Origin of the sequence: Pollutibacter soli, from assembly GCA_029269725.1 — a bacterium.
GTDB lineage: Bacteria > Bacteroidota > Bacteroidia > Chitinophagales > Chitinophagaceae > Pollutibacter > Pollutibacter soli.
In genome coordinates this window covers 374,051-391,579 of record JARJHS010000001.1, presented here as the reverse complement: position 1 = coordinate 391,579, position 17,529 = coordinate 374,051, and the positions used below count along the sequence as shown (strand labels likewise).

At 42.3% G+C, this 17,529-nt stretch carries 18 protein-coding genes; 8 read left to right on the top strand and 10 right to left on the bottom strand.

Annotation, left to right across the window (positions count from 1 at the left end):
• Positions 1 to 2: 2 nt before the first annotated feature.
• The 6 genes from P2W82_RS01670 to P2W82_RS01645 form a co-directional block, all read right to left on the bottom strand.
• On the bottom strand, positions 3 to 1,436 hold the full coding sequence (locus P2W82_RS01670; RefSeq protein WP_336514093.1) for a TolC family protein: 1,434 nt from the start codon (positions 1,434 to 1,436) through the stop codon (positions 3 to 5).
• Positions 1,433 to 2,791: an HlyD family secretion protein gene (locus tag P2W82_RS01665; protein ID WP_336514092.1), complete on the bottom strand. Its 1,359-nt coding sequence runs from the start codon at positions 2,789 to 2,791 to the stop codon at positions 1,433 to 1,435. Before P2W82_RS01665 ends, P2W82_RS01670 begins: the two co-directional genes overlap by 4 nt.
• A 10-nt stretch (positions 2,792 to 2,801) precedes the next feature.
• Positions 2,802 to 4,490, bottom strand: a complete 1,689-nt coding sequence (locus P2W82_RS01660) for a peptidase domain-containing ABC transporter (protein WP_336514091.1) — start codon at positions 4,488 to 4,490, stop codon at positions 2,802 to 2,804.
• 109 nt (positions 4,491 to 4,599) lie between these two features.
• On the bottom strand, positions 4,600 to 6,027 hold the full coding sequence (locus tag P2W82_RS01655; protein ID WP_336514090.1) for an L-serine ammonia-lyase: 1,428 nt from the start codon (positions 6,025 to 6,027) through the stop codon (positions 4,600 to 4,602).
• A gap of 75 nt (positions 6,028 to 6,102) precedes the next feature.
• Positions 6,103 to 6,618 carry an FKBP-type peptidyl-prolyl cis-trans isomerase gene (locus tag P2W82_RS01650; protein ID WP_336514089.1) on the bottom strand — a complete coding sequence of 172 codons (516 nt, stop codon included), beginning with the start codon at positions 6,616 to 6,618 and terminating at the stop codon, positions 6,103 to 6,105.
• Between the two features lie 115 nt (positions 6,619 to 6,733).
• A complete protein-coding gene (locus P2W82_RS01645) occupies positions 6,734 to 7,051 on the bottom strand; it encodes a hypothetical protein (protein ID WP_336514088.1) in 318 nt (105 codons plus the stop codon).
• A gap of 144 nt (positions 7,052 to 7,195) precedes the next feature.
• On the opposite strand from P2W82_RS01645, the gene P2W82_RS01640 reads away from it, so the two are divergent.
• Positions 7,196 to 8,140: a hypothetical protein gene (locus P2W82_RS01640; RefSeq protein ID WP_336514087.1), complete on the top strand. Its 945-nt coding sequence runs from the start codon at positions 7,196 to 7,198 to the stop codon at positions 8,138 to 8,140.
• 114 nt (positions 8,141 to 8,254) lie between these two features.
• The gene (locus P2W82_RS01635; protein ID WP_336514086.1) at positions 8,255 to 8,968 is read left to right on the top strand and encodes a lysoplasmalogenase; all 714 of its coding nucleotides are present in this window, start codon (positions 8,255 to 8,257) and stop codon (positions 8,966 to 8,968) included.
• Between the two features lie 25 nt (positions 8,969 to 8,993).
• Here the strand turns inward: P2W82_RS01635 and P2W82_RS01630 are convergent, their stop codons facing one another.
• The 3 genes from P2W82_RS01630 to P2W82_RS01620 form a co-directional block, all read right to left on the bottom strand.
• Positions 8,994 to 10,076 carry an aromatic ring-hydroxylating oxygenase subunit alpha gene (locus P2W82_RS01630; RefSeq protein ID WP_336514085.1) on the bottom strand — a complete coding sequence of 361 codons (1,083 nt, stop codon included), beginning with the start codon at positions 10,074 to 10,076 and terminating at the stop codon, positions 8,994 to 8,996.
• Positions 10,077 to 10,417: 341 nt separating this feature from the next.
• Complete coding sequence (groL, locus tag P2W82_RS01625) at positions 10,418 to 12,055, bottom strand: chaperonin GroEL (RefSeq protein WP_336514084.1); 1,638 nt, start codon at positions 12,053 to 12,055, stop codon at positions 10,418 to 10,420.
• Between the two features lie 52 nt (positions 12,056 to 12,107).
• Positions 12,108 to 12,389 (bottom strand): co-chaperone GroES, encoded by a 282-nt coding sequence (locus P2W82_RS01620; protein WP_336514083.1) that lies wholly within the window; start codon positions 12,387 to 12,389, stop codon positions 12,108 to 12,110.
• A gap of 73 nt (positions 12,390 to 12,462) precedes the next feature.
• Here P2W82_RS01620 and P2W82_RS01615 point away from each other — a divergent pair, with 73 nt between their 5' ends.
• The 6 genes from P2W82_RS01615 to P2W82_RS01590 all read left to right on the top strand — a co-directional run bounded on the left by P2W82_RS01615 (position 12,463) and on the right by P2W82_RS01590 (position 15,902).
• Positions 12,463 to 12,702 (top strand): hypothetical protein, encoded by a 240-nt coding sequence (locus tag P2W82_RS01615; protein ID WP_336514082.1) that lies wholly within the window; start codon positions 12,463 to 12,465, stop codon positions 12,700 to 12,702.
• On the top strand, positions 12,674 to 13,603 hold the full coding sequence (nusB, locus tag P2W82_RS01610; RefSeq protein ID WP_336514081.1) for a transcription antitermination factor NusB: 930 nt from the start codon (positions 12,674 to 12,676) through the stop codon (positions 13,601 to 13,603). The genes P2W82_RS01615 and nusB overlap by 29 nt, the downstream gene beginning before the upstream one ends.
• A gap of 32 nt (positions 13,604 to 13,635) precedes the next feature.
• Positions 13,636 to 14,094: a DUF1573 domain-containing protein gene (locus P2W82_RS01605; RefSeq protein ID WP_336514080.1), complete on the top strand. Its 459-nt coding sequence runs from the start codon at positions 13,636 to 13,638 to the stop codon at positions 14,092 to 14,094.
• Positions 14,095 to 14,151: 57 nt separating this feature from the next.
• Positions 14,152 to 14,493, top strand: a complete 342-nt coding sequence (gene yajC, locus P2W82_RS01600) for a preprotein translocase subunit YajC (protein WP_336514079.1) — start codon at positions 14,152 to 14,154, stop codon at positions 14,491 to 14,493.
• Between the two features lie 82 nt (positions 14,494 to 14,575).
• Positions 14,576 to 15,178 carry a dephospho-CoA kinase gene (gene coaE / locus P2W82_RS01595; RefSeq protein WP_336514078.1) on the top strand — a complete coding sequence of 201 codons (603 nt, stop codon included), beginning with the start codon at positions 14,576 to 14,578 and terminating at the stop codon, positions 15,176 to 15,178.
• A complete protein-coding gene (locus P2W82_RS01590; protein WP_336514077.1) occupies positions 15,171 to 15,902 on the top strand; it encodes a CPBP family intramembrane glutamic endopeptidase in 732 nt (243 codons plus the stop codon). Before coaE ends, P2W82_RS01590 begins: the two co-directional genes overlap by 8 nt.
• Before the next feature lie 260 nt (positions 15,903 to 16,162).
• Here the strand turns inward: P2W82_RS01590 and P2W82_RS01585 are convergent, their stop codons facing one another.
• Positions 16,163 to 17,353 (bottom strand): pyridoxal phosphate-dependent aminotransferase, encoded by a 1,191-nt coding sequence (locus P2W82_RS01585; protein WP_336514076.1) that lies wholly within the window; start codon positions 17,351 to 17,353, stop codon positions 16,163 to 16,165.
• Positions 17,354 to 17,529 lie beyond the last annotated feature (176 nt).

Here is a 17,529-nt window from a genome sequence, read left to right as displayed (position 1 = left end):
ACTTATTGCATCAGCCCTGCAGCTCCCTGCAATGCCACAAGCGACTGCATGAATTTGGTCTGCAGTTCAATCAGTTTCTGACGTGTTTCCAGCACTTTATTTTCCCTGCTGTTCAGTATAAACAATGAACTTTCCCCGACAGAAAATCTGGTCTCCTCTCCCCGGAAGAGGCGATAATAGTTTTCATAGTTTCTGCCGGCAATTGCCATCTGCGTTTGAAGATTTCCTACTTCAGTAAACACCGATTTGATTTTATTTTCTATTTGAAGCCTCGTCTGACTTCGATCCAAACCGGCATCGAGCAATTTCAATTTTGCCATCCGATATTCACCCCGACCTTGCGAAAATCGGAGAGGGACGCCGATATCGAAACCGAATTTGTAATTGTTTTCATAAAGCGGTATGGAAGCATTTTCAAACACATTGTACCCACTGTTGAGCAGGTTGCCTTTCAGATTAATCGCCGGAAGCAAATCCTGGAATTTCAATCGGCGCTCAATCTCCAGTATCCTGATCTTATAGTCAAACTGCATCAGTTTAGGATGATATATTGCAGCACTCGATGTCAATTGTTCAAGGGCAGGCAGTTCCATATCGGTGAAATTCACTTTTGTCCAGTTGGTATCGGGGATAACATCGGGTGTGATATAAAAAGGTGTGCTGTCATTCACCCACATGTAATTCGACAGCTCGAGTCCTGATTGCAGGAATTTAACCTGCGATTCATTTTGGGCGAGCTGAAACGATTCCAGTTGAGCAAGTGCTTCTGTTGTGTCAATAGCCGGTCGGTCACCCTGCTGATAACCAATCTTAATAAGCCGGTATCTCGCCTGCGTTACGGCTACTGCTTCCTGCCTTATTTTAAATACATGATAGTCTTTGACCCAGTTCCAATAACTGTAATTGGCTTCTGTCAGCAGATCATTGAATATCTGTGCACGTTCGGCATTACTTAAATCGGTGAATATTCGTGCTTGTTTCAGAACGGCACGACGTTTATCCATCAGCAGATTTTTTGCGACAGGTAAACTTATACCGAGGTAACTTGACTTACCCTTGGTATATTCCGGATTAAGATAATCGCCTATATTATTCTCCAGCCCTGCTTTTACTTCGATACCAAACCAGGTGGGAATTTTTAATTCGGGCCGCACCCAGTTGTAGTAGTTGACACCGTCAAAAGTTTTTCTTTCACCATTCATGCTGAAAAACGGATCAAACCCAGCCCGTGCAGCAATCAATCCGGCGTCGGCCATTTCTGTAAGCAGCTTCGCCTGAAGGGCCACAGGATGAAATGTTCTCACCACGGAGAGAAATTCCTGCTGTGATAACATCTTCAATGAATCTACCGTCTGCGCGGTCACAATTCCCGGAAAAAATACTTTCCAGAAAATGATCGCTCCACATATACAGTGCTTGAATATCAGCCCCCTCATTCAATAGTGGATTTTTTAGGTTTACTCTGAACAATTTTGTAATAATCCGGTGGAAATCCATTGATGTTTCGCCAGAGCTCATACCACACAGGCACATTATTAAGCAAAGCAATCGACTGAGCGCCTGTTCCTAATTTCAACTGTCGCGGCCATCGCTTATCAGTACTATCCTCACGAATTAAAATCCTGAACATACCATTAGGGCTAACCGAAGTTTCAATGGCTGCAACAATGCCACCGAAGGTTCCGTAAGATGATTCGGGCCATCCGCTGAAAACGATTGCTGGAAATCCATCGAATATGATTCTTGCCTTCTGACCATCAGCCAGCAAGGGAAGATCTACCGGCCTTATAAATACCTCGATAGCATAGTCAATTTCGGTAGGCACTATTTCTACAATAATTTCGCCGTCTTTAACAATTTCACCAAAGCCCGCTTTTTTTGCCCTCACCACCTGTCCGTCCTGCGGAGCAGTCAGCACGTACAATCCGCTGCGAACACTGTAGTTCATATACTGATTTTGTAACTTGGCTACTTCACCAGAGCCAGCCTGAACTTCGCTTAGTGACTGAAATCTTTCTCCCTCTGCCTTCGATATTTTTTCCAGGTATTGCTGCATCTCACCATTACGTTCCAGCTGCAGCCGTAATAATTCCTGCTTTGAATTGCTGAATTTAATTTCGGCGCTGGTCTTTTTTGCCAAAGACTCCTGGTAAGCCTGGTTTCTCTGTTCCAGCTGCACCAGTGAAGCAAGGCCCGAATCATACATCACTTTTTGCCTGCTGAACTGCTCAGTTTTTATATTGAGATCATTCAAGGCGGCCCTCATTTCTATACTGTCGCTCATGATCTTCAATTCCTGCTGAGCCACTTTATTTGCGAGCTCTTTCAGTTTAAGATCCCTTGCTTCCTTCAGTGCAGTGATCTGCTGGCCCGACGCAGAAACTTTATTCCGGTAATTTTCTATAGCCATGGATTTGGCATCGATTTGTTGTTGGGTACGCTCCAACAGCTTCGGATCAAGGTAGTCGTCCTTAATTTCTGCAATCTGAACGATGGTATCGCCCTTCTTTACATAGTCCCCTTCTTTCACATGCCATTTTGCAATTTTACCGGGTATGATGCTGGGAAGCTCCTGCGGCCGTTGCTCCTGGCGAAGAGTGGTAACAGCACCACGGCTGCGGATGTTCTGCGTCCATGGCAGAAATAAAATCGTCAGCAAAAAAGCAAAAATTCCAAATACCCAATACTTTACCCGGCTTTTTCTATTGATCAGGTAAATGCTGTCATAGGAACTCAATCCCATTCCCTCAATCTGCTCACGAGTGTTTTTGTTTATAAAATCGAGAGACATTCCTGTTGCTTTAATTTTGTTTTCTTTGTTCATTACTGATCAGGGTTCCATCTTCAAAAGACAAAACGATATCACAATGCTTCGCAAAAGATTCATCGTTGGTTTCAATGATAACTGTTGACGTACTGCAGTTATCGATCAGGTATTTTTTTATGGAATTGATGCTGCTCTCTTCCAGTCCACGCCAGGGTTCATCCATCAATAACAAACGCGGATGACCTACAAGTGCGCGGAGCAGTAATATTTTTTGTATAACGGAACGGGATAACCGCTTTCCCGCAGGATCTAGAATGGTATCAAAGCCGTCTTCCTGGTTCGAAATAAAATCTGAAAGCCCTGCTTCTTCCGCAAGGCGGATGATCATATCAGGAGATATCCTGTCATCACCCATATTAATATTCTGCAACAATGTACCATTAAAAATTTCGAGGTGGCTGATGAGCATTCCTGTCTGTTGCCGGTAAGCGTCCGCATTATAATTGCTAAGCGGTACATTATCTACCAGTAAGCTTCCGGTATAATCATTGTATATCCGGCCAAGCACACGCATAAAAGTCGATTTTCCTGAACCATCAGTGCCCATTACAGCAACTTTACTCCCGCGCGGAATTGTAAAATTGATATTGTGTAATATCTTTTTATGTTCAAAAGAGAAGCCGAGGTTTGATGCGCTTATTAATACACCGCTATGTTCTGTATTGATAGTAAGCGACTGTTCTTTCTCAACAGGCTGGTCAATCACCTTACTTAACTTTTCAACAGCTGTGAGAACATCGTACACGTTGTCCAGGTTGACGATCAGCTTTTCGACAGAATTCAACACCATTAATATTACAATTTCTGATGCGATAAACTGACCGAGATTAAGTTCCTGATCTATCAGCAAAACACTACCCACAATAAGCATGGCAGCAGTTATCAGGACCTTAAAAGCGATAAGTGTCCAATACTGCAACCGCAGGATTTTAAAATGATGGGTTCTCGCTTCTATATATTTCAATACGAGGCCATCTGTTTTCTTCAGGTTAAGTACTGATCCTTTCGAAAACTTGAACGTGCGTACAACGCGGCCCAATTCCTGTAGCCATCCTGCAACCTTATATTTATACTTACTCTCTGTCAGTGAAGTCTGCATTCCCCTGCTTCCTGTGAAATAAATAATTATTATGACAAGAGTGATCAGTAGAAAACTGAAGACAATAAAAATCGGATGATAAAAAGATAATAAGATTAAACCGAAGATTACCTGTATCGATGCCGCCGGGATATCGAGCAATAATTTTGAAATTCCTTTTTGAAGGGCTGTAGTATCAAAAAACCTATTGACAAGTTCAGGAAGATAGTAGTTGTCGATGCTTTTCAGGTCCAGCCGTGGTATTCTGGTCGCATACTCGAATGCATACCGAACGAAAATTTTTTGTTGTACTTTCTCAATGATCTTCATCGAATTTACCTGTACAAGTCCGTTGAAGAAAACGCCGAAAACAACCATAGTAATAAGTATCACCAGCGATGTAGAAATTGCCCCACCTAATACATAACTAATGATGCTTTGAATTCCAATAGGCAACGATAACTGAATCAGACCATATAAGATGGAGTAAAGATAAACAGCACTGATTTCTTTTTTGTCCAATTGCAGTACCTGGAGAATGCGGCTGACAGGACTTTTAATCTGGTTCTCATTTCTTTTGACCATGTGCACCGGTTCAGGTTAATCTTAAAGGAATACAAATTTATACGTCGCCCACATAACATTGCAGTGCCACATTTTGTTTTAGAAAACCTTTATATTTTATCAGCAAAATTCAGCATTCTCTCAAGCCAAGTGGAATATGCAATGCAAGTCCTCCATCAGCCGTCTCCTTATATTTCATATTCATGTCCATTGCAGTTTCCCACATCGTTTTGATCACGGTGTCCAGTGAAACTTTTGCATAGTCAGGTGAACTCTGTAAAGCAAGTTGTGCAGCGGTAATGGCTTTCACAGCACCCATAGTATTTCTTTCAATACAAGGTACCTGGACAAGCCCTCCTATGGGATCACATGTGAGCCCAAGATGATGTTCCATCGCTATTTCAGCAGCCATGATGGCCTGGCGTTGCGTGCCGCCCAGACATTCAGTGAGTGCCGCGGCTGACATCGCAGATGACACACCAATTTCAGCCTGACAGCCACCCATAGCTGCAGATATGGTTGCACCTTTTTTAAATATGCTGCCGATCTCTGCAGCAGTAAGCAGGAACTGAATTATTTTTTCCGGATGATGCCCGTCGCAGAAGCAGATAAAATACTGCAGAACCGCCGGAATAACTCCGGCTGCTCCGTTTGTTGGCGCTGTAACGACCCGGCCAAAAGAAGCATTTTCTTCGTTTACAGCGAGTGCAAAACAACTCACCCAATCTATAGTATATCGAAAATCATTCCCACCCTGCCGGATACTCGCGACCCAGCTTCCGTAATCATTATATTTTCTTCCTTTTAATAAACGCTTATTCAGATCTGAAGCCCTTCTCTTTACCAATAAGCCTCCCGGCAACATTCCTGCAGTATGACATCCCTTATAAATACAATTGCGCATCGTTTCCCAGATATGCTCCAGCCCTTTTCGTGTGTCAGACTCATCGCGCCAGGAAGATTCATTTTCCAAAACAACTTCACTGATGGATAACCCGGTTTTCATGCACCAATGAAGCAGATCACCCGCATTGTCAACAGGAAATGGCAATTGCTGGTTTTTAGAAGATATCTGTTTATAGCCTTCCTGCTCAACAAATCCACCGCCAACTGAATAATATGTTGCGGCGATATTTTCATTAAAAACGGTTTTTGCAAGAAATGTCAATGCGTTGGGATGATAGGGCAACGATTCTGAATATAAAAACTCAATGTCGGTTTCAGGATTGAATTGTATCTGCTTTTTATCTGCCAGCTTCAGCATATGGGTTTCCCGGATGTCCGCGATCTGAAAATCGATTTTATCGATTTCGCAGGTAACCGGATCTGCTCCCAGTAAACCCATTTGCACTGCGATATCAGTACCATGGCCCTTTCCGGTTTTTGCCAGAGAACCGTACAGCAGGACCGTGATGTTTTCTACGTCTGATAATTCATAATTATTTTCAAGTAAAGAGCAGAACATAAGGGCAGCTTTCCATGGACCAAGCGTATGTGAACTGGATGGACCAACCCCAATCTTCAGCATATCGAAAACAGAAATTGATTCGTGCGCCAAAGGGATAGTTTTGATAAAAATAAAAGGCTTTGATGAGTTAAATCACCAAAGCCTTTCAAAGTCTTATAAATATTTCTAGAAAACTTCCTGGAGTTCGATTTCAAAAATCAATATGGAATTACCAGGGATTTTCACTTCACCTGTATTCTGATCAACAACAGGTTGAGGACCATAACCAAGTGTCGGTGGCAAATAAAGAGTAATTTTGCCGCCTTGTTTGATCAGCTGTAAACCTTTGCGCCATCCCCAGATCAGTTGGCCCAACACGAAAACGCGGGCATTGCTGGTCGTAGAATCAAACACATTACCATTGATCAATTTGCCTTTGTACTTTACACCAACCTGGGTGCAGGGATCGCCAACAGCAGTACCCGAACCTAAAGTTTCGATTTTGTAATAAAAGCCTCGGGCGTCTTCTGTAGCATCAATATTACTGGTATCTATATAAGTGTCCAACTTGGATAATTCCTCAGCTGGTACCGAAATGGTTTGGTCGGTATAAGGACATTCCTGGTCGTAATTACTGTCTTTATTACAGGATTGGATTGCTACAATCGTCAGAACAAGACCACAGATCAAAAATTTGCGCATATGTATTGGGGTTTAAAAAAAATTCCGGCAAAGATGGTGATACTGACAAGATTTTTCCTCCGAACGTTTCATAACTGAAATAAAAATCTGTTAATTAGCAGCATCAATCGACAATTCAGGGTTGTAACTCCTTTGCTTTTAACTCTTTATAAAACTGCTCATTTTTCTCCCATTTCAGTTTACGGTAAAAAATCCCGATGAAAACGGCAATGGCAGCAACGGCAACAATCAGAACGGTCGGACTCATCTGTGTATTTGCAATGGCATCAGCACGTTTATACCAGAGTCGTCCGGCAAAGAAATTGATCATTATCGGTAAGGCGAAAATTAAACCCAGCGGCAGGCCAATCATCAGCTGATACGACAGCCTTTTCTGCTTATCCCGGTTCTCCTCCCAGTATGCAATGAATTTCTTTTCTTCCTCCGTCAGCATCGCGCCGCAAAAATAGGCAGAAAGCAGGTACTGGCAAAGGCGCCTAAACCGATGATGCCTATCGGTTTATAAAATATTCGTCTAAGCTCTTCGTTATAGCATTCGGGCAGTAGAAAGATTGCTTAACTGCTAAAAACCAATACCTTGAAAGTATCTCAACTCCTGTTGCCTTATCTCCTGCAGAACAAATCCTTCCATTTAGAAGGACTTGGCAAATTCAGCATTGAAAAAAATGCTACTTTATCGATCGAAGACAATCCAAACGGTTCGTTGCCAAAGGGTTCAGTACAGTTTGAGGCAAATAAAAAACTGGGACCCGACCAGGATTTTATCGCCTATATCTCGAAGGAAACCGGCAAAATAAAACCCTTAGCGAGTTCAGACCTGGAATCATTCACCGTTATTGGTAAGCAACTGCTTTATATCAGCAAACCCTTCGTAATCGACGGAATCGGGCATTTACAACTCGATACTAAACATCAGCTGGAATTTGTACAGGAAGAATACAGCTCTGGCGGGAATATGGAGACAATCAGAAAAGGCAAGTCACAGGAAGATGTTCAGTTTGATGATGATTACCGTCAACCAGTGTCAAAAAGAAAAGCAAGTGGTTCTAACGCACTCCTGATGGCGTTGGTGGTAATTGGTCTCGGCCTTATGGGGTACGTTGCTTATTTCTTTTATGAAAAAACCGAAGGAAAGCCTGAAGTACACGAACAGGCTACACAATTAATACTTTCATCTCCTCCTGAAGATTCTGTTAATCAGATTTCTGCAGACACCTCAGCAAAAACTGAAACTCCCGTAACACCTGATTCGACTGTGACGCCAGCACCTGCACCTGTCACAACGCAGGGTTTTAATATCGTTCTTGAAGTCGCAAAACAAAAGAGAGCATTGAAAAGATATGCTGATCTTAAAGAATGGGGACATAAAGTAGTCATGATCACCAAAGATTCAATTGATTTTAAAATTGCTATCTCTGTTAATAAGCCGCTTTCTGATACTACCCGTGTCCGGGATTCACTCAGTAATTTCTTTGGAAAAAAGGTTTGGGTAGAAATCGTTTCCGAAGGAGCATCCAGGTAAGGTTTCAATACCACACAATTTTGGCGCCGGAGGGATTAAAAAAATCCCGGATAACTTTGCTGCAAATTTTCCAGGAGACTCCTGCGTAAACTTCAATTGAAGTATTTTGGCATAATGCGCAATTCTTCAGTATGGTTCATACTATTTTTTATCGATGTAGTTATCGATCTGTTTTTTGTATTTACAAAAAATAGCGAGGGCAGACTTTTTTCCAAAACATTGCTGATGCCACTCCTTTACCTGGCTTTTTTTTATGCACTACCCCGATGGTCAACATCTGCATTTATTTTTTCGATGGCCATCTTTTTTTCCTGGTTAGGGGATATTATGCTGCTGTTTGATAGTAAGTATCCCATCCTGTTTATCGTCGGTCTTTCGTTTTTCCTTATTGCGCACATCTGTTACATTATTTTCTTCCTGACCATCCATAGAACTGAAAAGCCGAGAAATGGAAGTTCAAAATGGGTAGCTCTGCTGTTGACTTTGATTTATGTCGGTATGATGCTATACCTGTTATGGCCGGGACTCGGATCTTTAAAAGTTCCCGTTGTCATCTATGCACTGACTATCGGATTGATGCTGGTAAGTACACTTCAAATGGGCGGAAAATTAAGCACTGATATGTTATACTATTTCATTTCCGGAGCTTTACTCTTTGTGATTTCTGATTCGATACTTGCTTTCAATAAATTCAGGCAATCATTTTCTTTTGCATCGCCCTTGATCATGATCACTTATTGTCTCGCTCAATTCTTTCTTACGGTGGGGGCTATCCGATATCACCACATGATTATGAAAACACGTAATTGGTTCTCTTCGGGAAGATAATTTCCTCAAATCCGGCTTTAGGTTATTATTTCATGTACTGTGCAATCAGCCTGTGAAAATGATGTGTACCCTGTTCTCTTGTTACAGAATATCTGCCGTGATTATAAAACCTGGAACGAACACCTTTCTGTACGGCTTCCACCACTTCTTCATCTTCCAGTTCAACAGTGTTAAGATCGCTTCCGGCACCAGTATCAAAAAGTGAATCTTTCCATACATAGGTCAGAAAACTGACTTTCGTTTCGTCGACACTCACCGGCTTTACAATATTTACAGATAATCCCCATGGGTAAAAATTGAACATCATATTGGGGAAAACCCAGAAATAATACGCAGCAACATTTTTACCATAATCAGGTGAAGATGTTGGAAGATCAAAACACGGTTCGCCTTCTTTTGCTATTCCCAATTGAAGATTTGAATTTGTAAATAACTCGGTTGTGTAATTGCCAAAGTCAAGTACCGCATTGAGTCCGGCGTGCACAAATGGGATATGAAACCCTTCGAGATAATTCTCGCAATACAATGCCCAATGTGCATGAACGGTATACTCCTTTGATAATCCTGGCATATACCTGAATTCTTCCAGCGGTAGCCACCCTACCCGATGCATCATCTCACTAAAAAATGATTGTGCTGTAAACGAATTCCGGAGAGAACAAAACAACAGGTTTCCCCATTGAAACAGATCGACCGGATGCAGATCATCTTCGGCTGTTGGGAAATTTTTTACTTCTTTGAATTCCGGCATTGTCCTGAATGTTCCATCGAGCTCGAAAATTCTGCCATGGTAACGGCAACGTATATTTGAAAGTTCACAGGCTTCTTTAACGAGCAGGTTTCCCCGGTGTGTACAGACATTGGAAACACAATGCAATTCATTTTTAGTATCCCTGCTCAGCAACAACGGTTCTTCAATAAAAGGAGATAAAAATGCAAACGGATAACAACTTCCTTTTTTTGCAGCAAGCTCACCGCTGCCAATAAATTGCCACGAATTGAGAAAGATTTTCTCCTTGGAAATTTCGAAATATCCCGGATCAGTATAGAAATCGGTAGAGATGGTTCTGGCAATTGATATATCCGGATCTACTTCGAATGAGGGCATCTTTTTTTATCAAGATATTTCTTTTTTAGTTCAAAGCTGAAAGTTGAATGTTTAAAGTTGAACAGCCATTCACGGGGCAACAAGCAACGGGCAGCAGTAAGCAGATACGACGTATTATTTTTGAAGATATTTCCCTGATTTTTCTGTGTTAAGATTTCGATACCCGTATTCCATATCCGGTACTCCGTTCTTTTTTCCGGCAGCAGATAAAGCGCTGCGTTGCTGATGATGTTATTGTATTCTGTTCCCTCTCTTTGCCGTTTACCTTTTACTTAAAAAAAAAGTCCCGCCGGAAAACCGACGGGACCATATCATTCTGCAAATAGGTTGCAGTGTATTTTTTAGTAATCCATACCGCCCATGCCAGGTGCACCGCCATGGTTGTGTACAGGCTCTTCTTTCTTAGGTTTCTCTGCAATCACACACTCAGTGGTGAGGAGCATACCAGCGATAGAAGCAGCGTGCTCAAGAGCAACACGGCTCACTTTAGTTGGATCGATAACACCGGCTTTCAAAAGGTTTTCGAAAGTTTCAGTGCGGGCATTGTAACCGAAATCACCTTTACCTTCTTTTACTTTCTGAACGATGATAGAACCTTCGATACCAGCGTTAGCAACGATGATGCGTAGCGGTTCTTCAATTGCACGGCGAACGATAGCGATACCGGTTGTTTCATCTTCGTTTACCCCTTTCTTTTTATCCAGGGCTTCGATAGCGCGGATATAAGCGATACCACCACCAGGAACGATACCTTCTTCAACAGCTGCACGGGTTGCGTGAAGAGCATCGTCAACGCGATCTTTCTTTTCTTTCATCTCAACTTCTGTAGCTGCACCGATATTCAGTACAGCAACACCACCGCTGAGTTTTGCCAGGCGCTCCTGTAATTTTTCTTTATCGTAATCAGAAGTAGTTGTTTCAATCTGCGCCTTGATCTGTGCGATACGGCCGCTGATATCATCTTTTTTACCTTTTCCGCCAACGATGGTTGTATTGTCTTTGTCGATAGTTACTCTTTCAGCGCGACCCAGATAAGTCAGGTCAGCGTTTTCGAGTTTGTAACCCTGGTCTTCGCTGATCACCAGACCTTTGGTCAGGATAGCGATATCAGCAAGCATTTCTTTTCTGCGATCACCAAAGCCCGGAGCTTTAACAGCAGCCACTTTCAGCGTACCGCGGAGTTTGTTTACAACCAGTGTAGCGAGTGCTTCTCCTTCCAGATCTTCGGAAATGATCATCAGGGGTGCGCCCTGCTGAGCAACTTTCTCCAGGATGTGGAGGATATCTTTCATTGCAGATACTTTCTTATCATAGATCAGGATATATGGATTCTGCAGTTCGCATTCCATTTTATCCGGATTGGTAACGAAATAAGGAGAGATATATCCGCGATCGAACTGCATACCTTCCACCAGTTCGATGCTGGTTTCTGTACCGCGTGCCTCTTCAACGGTGATAACACCATCTTTACCTACTTTCTGCATTGCATTAGCGATCAGCTTTCCGATCTCCGCATCGTTGTTAGCAGAAATGGCAGCAACCTGCTCAATTTTCTTTGTATCATTACCTACCGCCTGCGATTGTTTTTCCAGGCTTGCAACAACGAGTTCAACTGCCTTGTCGATACCGCGTTTCAGATCCATCGGATTAGCGCCGGCAGCAACGTTCTTCAAACCTTCAGTGATGAGGGCCTGAGCAAGAACAGTTGCAGTTGTTGTACCGTCACCGGCAACATCTGCTGTTTTAGAAGCTACTTCTTTCACCATCTGAGCTCCCATATTTTCAATAGGATCCTCGAGGTCAATTTCTTTAGCAACAGTAACACCATCTTTAGTGATAGAAGGTGAACCGAATTTTTTCTCCAGAACCACGTTACGGCCTTTAGGACCGAGGGTTACTTTAACGGCGTTGGCAAGAACGTCAACACCCTTCTTCATTTTGTTACGGGCGTCAATATTGAAATACAATTGTTTTGACATAACTGATTATTTAGAATGCGTTAGTGTAAAATCAATGATTGTAGTGGCTGGATTAAACGACAGCCAGGATGTCAGATTCTCTCATGATCAAATAATCCAGGCCTTCGATAGCGATCTCGGTGCCGGAATACTTGCCATATAAAACAGTATCACCTGCTTTTACAGACATTGGTTCATCTTTTTTACCCGGGCCGGCAGCAACTACTGTTCCGCGCTGGGGTTTTTCTTTAGCAGTGTCCGGAATAATAATTCCACCTGCAGTTTTTTCTTCAGCAGGAGCTGGTTTCACTATTACCCTGTCGTGCAAAGGGGTAATGCTTAACTTCTTAGCCATAGCTTGTTTTTTTTAATTTAATTTGTTGAAGTAGTCAAAACTGAAAATACCTGTGTATCCAAGGTGTATTGGTATGGAGTACGACAAGCGTGCAATTCCTAACGAAAATCAGACCAATCCGGGGTGGCGGGAAAACTTGACAGGAAAAAAGAAAAAAATCCGGCGGATTTTTAAAGCTGGCAGTTCGATTTTACCAGGATTATGTCAAATTTGCATAGACCCTTTTTTTATTGCCTTTTATCAGCCCGGCCTCCTATCTTTGCGCGCCAAATCAGTTCTTTATCATGATCAGCAGAAGAAATATCAGGGTTAAAGTGATGCAGACGCTCTATGGAATTGAGACAAGTGAGCAGGATATTCCAGTGGAGAAATCGGTGAAAATGCTCGATGCACAATTTGATCAGACAAGGCAGTTATTCAGCTACCTGGTTTATTTTATCACGAGTGTTACCCGCTATGCTGAAACCGATTCCAGGAAGAGAGCATCAAAACATTTACCGAGTCAGCAGGATCTTGAAGTAAATACCAAGATCGCCGGAAACTCGCTGCTATGGCAGATTATGGAGGCACCAGGCTTTCAGAAAACCATCGAGGACCTTCATATTAAAAAATTCGACAACCCGGAGCTGACAAAAAAAATCTATCAGCAGTTTACCGAAACCCCCGAGTACAAAGAGTATATCAGCATCGCTTCCCGCGATAAAAAGGACGAGAAGAAAATCATAGAATTTTTATTTGACAGCCTCATACTCCCAAGTGATGATGTGATCAGTTGGGTGGAAGAAAATTTCATTGGCTGGGACGACGATGCTGAGATGATTCAGCAGATGATGAGTGGCCTTTTTCAGAAGCCATCCAGCTATGATTTCACACAACTCATCAGTCCGGAAAAACTGAAATTCGGACGTGATCTCCTGAAAACCGCGATAGAGAAAAAAACAGGTTGTATGGACCTGATCAAGCCCAGACTTAAAAACTGGGATTCTGAGCGTATTGCTGTACTGGATATGATACTTATGCGGATGGGTGTGGCTGAATTGCTATATTTTGAGACCATTCCCACCAAAGTAACCATCAACGAATACATTGACCTGGCAAAAGAATACAGTACTCCACAGAGCGGACAGTTTGTCAATGGTATCCTCGATAATATTCATAAAGAACTGGATACAGACGGAAAGCTGGTAAAAGTTGATTATAAAAAGCAATCCTGATTTCTTAATTTTGCAGACCATAATTTAAAGCCATGAAAGCAGCAGTTTCAGTATTCGTTGTATTTCTTGTGGTAGCATTATTTCTTGTACTCCGCAAGCCCAGTGGTGATGTTCAGGCAGCTACTATACCAGTGTTGCCGGCAAAAGAAAATATCACAGCAACTGAAGGAACAAAAGCATTAACGACAATTCAATGGCTGGACTCCATCAAGCATATGGGATCTGTAAAATCAGGAGAGAAAGTTCAGATCGCTTACCGGTTCAAAAATACAGGCGACAAACAACTTGTAGTTAGTAATGTTGTGGTTTCCTGCGGATGTACAGTGGCGGAAAAGCCGGAAAGACCGATTGCGCCAGGTGAGGAAGGAGTAATTAAAGCGGAATTCAACAGCACGGGAAGGATTGGCTCAAATCATAAAACGATCACTGTGCACACCAATACACCCGGTGAAGTAACATCGCTCCTATTTGATGTTGATGTAATACAGTAATTAAATAACTGTCACATCAGCGAATGCAAACTAACAAGTACAATAAACAACTATAACATGTATTCAATTTCAAGTTTACTTCAGGCAGCGCCCAATGCGGGAATGATGCAATTGGTTTTGCTGGGTGGTATGATCCTGGTATTTTATTTTTTCATGATTCGTCCGCAGGCGCAGAAAGCAAAAAATGCGAAGAAGTTCCAGGAAGGTCTTGAAAAAGGGACCAAAATTGTAACTATTGCAGGTATCCATGGCCGTGTGAATAAAGTAAATGATGATGGAACAATCGATATCGAAGTGAGCCCTGGAAGTTATCTCAAGATCGAAAAAAGCGCAATCAGCATGGAATGGAGTAACCAATTGAATAAAGCTGCCGCTCCAGCTGCGACTGCAACAAAATAGATACAACTTTTTCTGCATTGATCACTATTCCGGATTTATCTTGATTAAATCCGGAATTTTTTTTCAGGAGAAAATCATCCAATTGCTGAGAGTAGGAATTACAGGAGGTATCGGGTCCGGGAAGTCAACGGTGGCGGGCATTTTCAATGTTCTGGGAATACCTGTGTACTACGCAGATGAGTCTGCAAAAAAACTGATGCAGGAAGATCCTGTTAGAAAGGAAATTATTGATTTGTTTGGCGACCAGACTTATCCCCAGGGAATACTGGATAGAAAATACCTCGCAGCCCAGGTTTTTGATAATGCTGAAAACCTGAAAAAACTAAATGCCATTGTACACCCTGCGACAATCCGCGCTGCCGAAGAATGGTTTTTGCAACAGAATTCTTCATATGTATTAAAAGAAGCTGCGATCATGTTCGAAAGCGGCTCAAATTCGGGGGTCGACAAAGTCATTGGTGTTTTTGCACCCGAGGCGATGAGAATAAAAAGAGTGATGGAAAGAGATAATGTTACAGAACAAAAGGTGCGCGATAGAATGGCCAACCAAATGAATGAAGAAAAGAAAATGGCACTGTGTGATTTTGTGATCCTGAACGATGAAACAAGATTGCTGATACCACAGGTAATGGCAGTACACTCTTCATTGCTGGCGTTGTCGGCACAGAAAACCAGTCATGGATAATTTTCCTGTAATCACTGACCATATTTTAATTTTTCTGTACGGGGTTATCATTCCGTTCTTTTCTGGTGTAAAGGGACGTGAGAATTTTGATAATATTATTTTTACTGAAAATCTCCGCAGACGGTTCTATCTCGCCAATAGTGTTTTCCTGGGCCTGGCAGCTTCAGTAATCCTGGTCACCTGGTGGTTATACCATCGACCATTTGAAGCGCTCGGATTTAGGTTACCGGTTACCGGTAGCAAATTTACCTGGGGGGTATTACTTGGTTTCGTACTTGGAATTGCCTATGTAATTGATATTATTTATTCGATAAAACAAGCGAAAAATGATCCTGAAGCCGCTGCGGCCGCTGATGCAGGTACGCCCTTCCTACCCCACCACAAGCGCGAGCTCCCTGCCTATATTCTTCTTTGTATCTGCGCAGGTGTTTTTGAAGAAATTATGTACCGGGGATACATGGTAACATATTTTTTGCCGAAATATAATTTCAGTAATGGTCTTCCGATACTGGCCGCTGTCGCACCTGCATTTCTATTCAGTCTCGCCCACTATTACCAGGGCTGGCATGCTATGATCAAGATTTTTTTATTAAGTCTTCTTCTAGGAATAATTTTTATCCTGACAGAATCTTTGATCATCGTAATGATCATTCATTTCCTGATTGATCTCACCGGAGGTTTTGTGGCAATGCGGTTCCTGAGAAAGATGGAGACTGAGGGTTGAACGTAAAACGTGTAACGTTAAACGTTTAATGTTAAACGTTAGCCTATGCTCGCGATACTTTTATTTTAAAAACTACTTTATAGTTCCGCAAGATAAAAAAGGTTGACACCGAGCAATCATACTCAATATCAACCTAATTTTATTTATTACCTATTGAAAGAATTTTTTCTAAAACGGGAGGAGTTGCAACTCTCGACGGCCTGCGTTCTACGTTTCACGGTACACGTTAAACATTTAACTCACAACTTATCACATAAAACTTACTTCAGCTTCGCCAGCGCATCCTTAATCCTCGCCATTGCTTTTTCGATTTTCTCCATGCTGTTAGCAAAAGAAATACGGATGCATAAAGGTTCACCAAATGCACGACCTGTTACTGTCGATACATGCGCATTGTTCAGTAAGTACATGCAGAGGTCATCTGCATCGTTGATTGTATTTGTTCCGTCGGATTTACCGAAATATTTGCTGATTACAGGGAACACATAAAATGCGCCGTCTGGTTCTGCGATGGTAACACCGGGTAATTCACCTAAGAGTTGAAGCATTCTTGCTCTTCGGCGGGTGAATTCGGTATTCATGTCGTAAGTGGGTTTCATATCACCGAGCAACGCTGTAATAGCACCACGTTGTGTCACGGCATTTACTCCGCTGGTGAACTGTCCCTGCAATTTTTCACAGGCTTTAACCACATCAGGATGGGCAGCAATGTACCCGAGGCGATAGCCCGTCATCGCGTAGCCTTTACTAAGGCCGTTCAAAACGATAATCCTGTCTTTCAGATCTTCAAACTGGGCGATGCTTTCATGCGCACCTACGAAGTTGATGTATTCATAGATCTCATCAGAAAGAATGAATACCTGCGGATGCTTACGGAACACATCAGCCATGGACTTCAATTCCTCCTTTGTATAAACAGATCCGCTGGGATTGCAGGGAGAAGAAAAGATGAAGAGTTTAGTGGCAGGAGTAATTGCTTTTTCCAGCTCATCCGCGTTCAGTTTGTATTTGTTTTCTGCAGATGAACGGATAAGCTTGACTTTCCCTTCGCAGAGTTTTACAATTTCAGAATAAGTAACCCAATATGGAGTCGGAATTACGACCTCATCACCTTTATCCACAATAGCCATTACCACATTGGCAAGGCTCTGTTTTGCACCATTGGAAACAATGATATTTTCAGGTTTATAATCGAGGTTGTTATCGCGTTTCAGCTTATCGCAAATTGCCTGGCGCAGTTCAGGATAGCCTGCTACAGGCGGATAGTGGCTCCAGTTGGCATCAATTGCGTCTTTCAGGGAGGTTTTAATGTGCTCAGGGGTATCAAAGTCGGGTTCTCCGAGTGACAGGTCAATTACGTCCACACCTTTGGCACGGAGTTCACGCCCCAGTTTTGCCATTTTGAGTGTTTCCGGCTCATTGAATAATTCCAACCTGCTAGACAGTTTCATTGTATGGTTTTTAACGTTTTTAATAAAAGCGTGCAAATGTAGTTAATAATACGGATACACCTCGCAGGTTTAAGACCTGCCAGGTTTTTAAAACCTGGCAGGTCTTAAACCTCCCAGGTTGTATCTACCGAGGTTGTTAATTCATTTAAATTCAGGAAATAATGCATCTGTTTCAG